The organism is Microbacterium sp. Bi128 (genome assembly GCF_918698205.1).
In genome coordinates this window covers 1-3,356 of sequence record NZ_CAKKMM010000509.1, presented here as the reverse complement: position 1 = coordinate 3,356, position 3,356 = coordinate 1, and the positions used below count along the sequence as shown (strand labels likewise).

Sequence of the window (3,356 nt, the reverse complement as noted above, 5' to 3'; positions counted from 1 at the left end):
GAGTTCAAGCTCGGCCACCAGCTCTAACCCCCCTCTTCACGCGCGTGAGGGGTCAGTATTTGTCGCCGCAGACGGCCTGAAGCGACACTTTTCGACCCCTCACGCGACAGAACCAGAAAGGGACGTGATGCTCAGCGACGCACAGATCGGCGACATCGCGAGGGAGCTCGCAGAGGCCGACCGCGCACACTCGGTCATCCCGCGCATCACCGCGCGGTATCCGGATGCCACGGTCGAGGACTCGTATGCCATCCAAGGCATGTGGCGCGACACGCAGATTGCCGCGGGCCGCACCCTCGTCGGGCGCAAGATCGGACTCACCTCGAAAGCGATGCAGCAGGCGACGGGGATCACCGAGCCGGACTACGGCGTGATGTTCGACGACACGGTGTACCGCTCGGGCGCCGAGATCCCGGTCGACCACTTCTCGAACGTCCGCATCGAAGTGGAACTCGCCTTCGTGCTCAAGGCACCGCTCGAGGGGCCGGACTGCATGCTCGAGGACGCCCTCGCGGCGATCGACTACGCCGTCCCGGCGCTCGAGGTGCTGAACTCGCACATCGAGCTGGAGGGCCGCACGATCGTCGACACGATCAGCGACAACGCCGCCTACGGGGCGATGGTCCTCGGCGACGTGCACAAGCGCCCCGACGAGATCGACCTCCGCTGGGTGCCCGGCGTGCTCTCGCGCAACGGGGAGATCGAGGAGACGGGTGTGGCGGCCGGCGTGCTCGGCCACCCCGCCACGGGAGTGGCCTGGCTCGCGAACAAGTTCGCGCAGCACGGTGCTCGTCTCGAAGCGGGGGAGATCATCCTGGCCGGGTCCTTCACCCGGCCGATGTGGGTGTCGCGGGGCGATAGCGTGCTGTGCGACTACGGACCGATGGGAACGATCGCATGCCGCTTCGTCTGAGCCCGACCTTCCGCCAGCGCTTGGCCGCATCACCCCGCCCGCTCGCGGGGATCTGGGTGTGCTCGGGCAGCCCGCTGGTCGCCGAGATCGTCGCCGGTTCCGGGACCGACTGGGTCCTCGTCGACATGGAGCATTCGCCCAACGGGCTCACCTCCGTTCTCACGCAGTTGCAGGCGATCGCCGCCTACCCGGCGACGCCGGTGGTGCGCGTGCCCATCGGCGATGCGGTGACCCTGAAGCAGGTGCTCGACCTCGGCGCCCAGAACATCCTCGTGCCGATGGTGTCGTCGGCCGCCCAGGCCCGCGACCTCGTCTCCGCGGTGCGCTACCCCCCGCGGGGCGTCCGGGGCGTGGGGTCGGCGCTTGCCCGGTCGGCCCGGTGGAACCGCGTCGACGACTACCTTGCCCGGGCCGATGACCACGTCTCGCTCTTCGTCCAGGTCGAAACACTCGACGGCGTGGACGCCGCGGGCGAGATCGCCGCGGTGGACGGCATCGACGGTGTCTTCGTCGGCCCGAGCGACCTGGCGGCATCGCTGGGTCTGCTCGGCCAGCAGACGCACCCCGACGTCGTGGCCGCCGCGCTCCGCGCGTTCGAGGCCGTCCGCGCAGCCGGGAAGCCGGTCGGCGTGAACGCCTTCGACCCCGCCGCGGCACAGGCGTACCTGGATGCCGGGGCGTCCTTCGTCCTCGTCGGAGCCGACGTCGCGCTCCTCGCCCGCGGATCGGAGGCCCTCGCGGCCCGCTGGTCGACCGGGGGCGACGACCCCGAGCGCGCCAGCTACTGATCCGCGCCGGCCGACCGATCCCGGATCAGCGGGTCACCAGTTCTCGGGCGGCGAGCTCGGCGAGCACGCCGTCGGCCCATTCGCGCGCGACCTCGGCGGCATCCAGCGGCCCGCCGGCGTCGTGGCGTCCGTACTCGCCGACCCGCGTCGCCCCGCACGCGGCGAGCGCCTCGTCGATCATCTCGCTGCCGCGCGAATACGTCTTGCTGTAGCTGCGATCGCCGAGACCGAACACCGCATACCGGATGCCGGCGAGCTCCGGCCGCTCGGACAGCAGCCGCTCCCGCAGCCCGCGGACGTTGGTGGGGAGTTCGCCGTCACCGTACGTCGAGCAGACGATCAGGTGCAGGCGCTCGGAGTCGAGGTCGGCGGGCTCCAGGTCGCCGAGGTCGATGACCCTCGTGTCGGCGCGGTCGCCGAGGTGGCGTGCGAGGTCCTCGGCGACGAGCTCGGCGTTGCCCGACTCGGTGCCGAAGAGGATCGTGACGGGTCCGCACCCCTCTCCCCCACCCGCGTCGGTGCGGGCCGCGTCGACGGTCGGGAGCATGATCGACAGGTCGGTCGCGGCCGCACGCAGGTCATCGAGCGTGCGCAGCTTCGCCCGGACACGGCCGGGCGCGGCGCTGAGCGTCTCGCGCACGTCGATGCGTCGCCACCCGTCGAAGTCGACGCGAGCGGGCAGATCGAGGGCGTCGACGCCCTCCGCTCCCGCGGCGATCGCGCCCGAGGCGAGATCGTCCGCGAGCGCGCGAGCGAGGGCGCGCGAGTCGGAGCGCTGGTCGGGAATCGTCCCGCGCGGCCCCCGCCGCAGCCAGCCCGCCACATAGAGGCCGGGCTCGATCCGCCCGTCGGGGTGCGCGCCGGGCTCGACGAGCGTCGCGGCGTCCGCGGAGAAACCGACGGCGGTGACCACGGCATCGGCGTCGAGGCGCACCTCGCCGGAGGCGCCGCGGAAGACCACCGTCTCCGCCGCCGTCGTCCCCTCGATCGCGTCCGGAGCGAGACCGAACCACCAGTGCACCTGCACCCGCGCGCTCCCGTCGGCCGCGGCCTCCAGCGCGCGGACGGCGTCGACGCGCGCATCCTTGCCCTCGGGGACGGCGGCGAGGTCGGTGCCGTGCACCGTGTGCCCGATTCCCCTGAGACCGGCGAGCTCGCGCACCATGACAGGATCGAATTTCGCGTTCTGCGGTGCGGAACGTCCGACGACATGCACGACGCGCACGTCACCGGCCACGCGCTCGTGCACGGCGTCGTCGACGTCACTGCCGTCGAGGTCCGCGCTCGTCCGCGAGATCAGCCGGACGACATCGAGGGCGACGTTGCCCTGACCGACCACGACCACCCGCCGACCGAGTGACACGTCATCCCGGTGGTGGTCCGGGTGGCCGTTGAACAGCCGGGTTAGCGCTCCGGCGCCCACGACTCCCGGGAGATCGGCGCCGGGCACGGCCAGACGCGCGTCCGCCGACAGCCCCGAGGCGAGCACCACGGCGTCGAACGCCGCGCGCAGCTCATCGAGCGAAACGTGCTCGCCGACCGTGACACCGCCGTGGAACCGCACGCCCTCGTCGGTGAAGAGGCGGTCGAACTGCCGCGCCACCGACTTCGTGCCCTGATGGTCGGCGGCCACCCCGTAGCGCACGAGACCGTAC

General features: G+C 71.9%; 3 protein-coding genes. 2 read left to right on the top strand and 1 reads right to left on the bottom strand.

What is annotated here, in order from left to right:
* The first annotated feature begins 127 nt into the window (after positions 1-127).
* Positions 128-913, top strand: a complete 786-nt coding sequence (locus LQV45_RS22000) for a fumarylacetoacetate hydrolase family protein (RefSeq protein ID WP_230008819.1) — start codon at positions 128-130, stop codon at positions 911-913.
* On the top strand, positions 898-1,701 hold the full coding sequence (locus LQV45_RS21995) for an HpcH/HpaI aldolase/citrate lyase family protein (RefSeq protein ID WP_230008818.1): 804 nt from the start codon (positions 898-900) through the stop codon (positions 1,699-1,701). The genes LQV45_RS22000 and LQV45_RS21995 overlap by 16 nt, the downstream gene beginning before the upstream one ends.
* Before the next feature lie 25 nt (positions 1,702-1,726).
* Here the strand turns inward: LQV45_RS21995 and LQV45_RS21990 are convergent.
* Positions 1,727-3,356, bottom strand: a 1,630-nt coding sequence (locus tag LQV45_RS21990; protein WP_230008817.1) for a flavodoxin domain-containing protein, incomplete at its 5' end; no start/stop codon positions are given.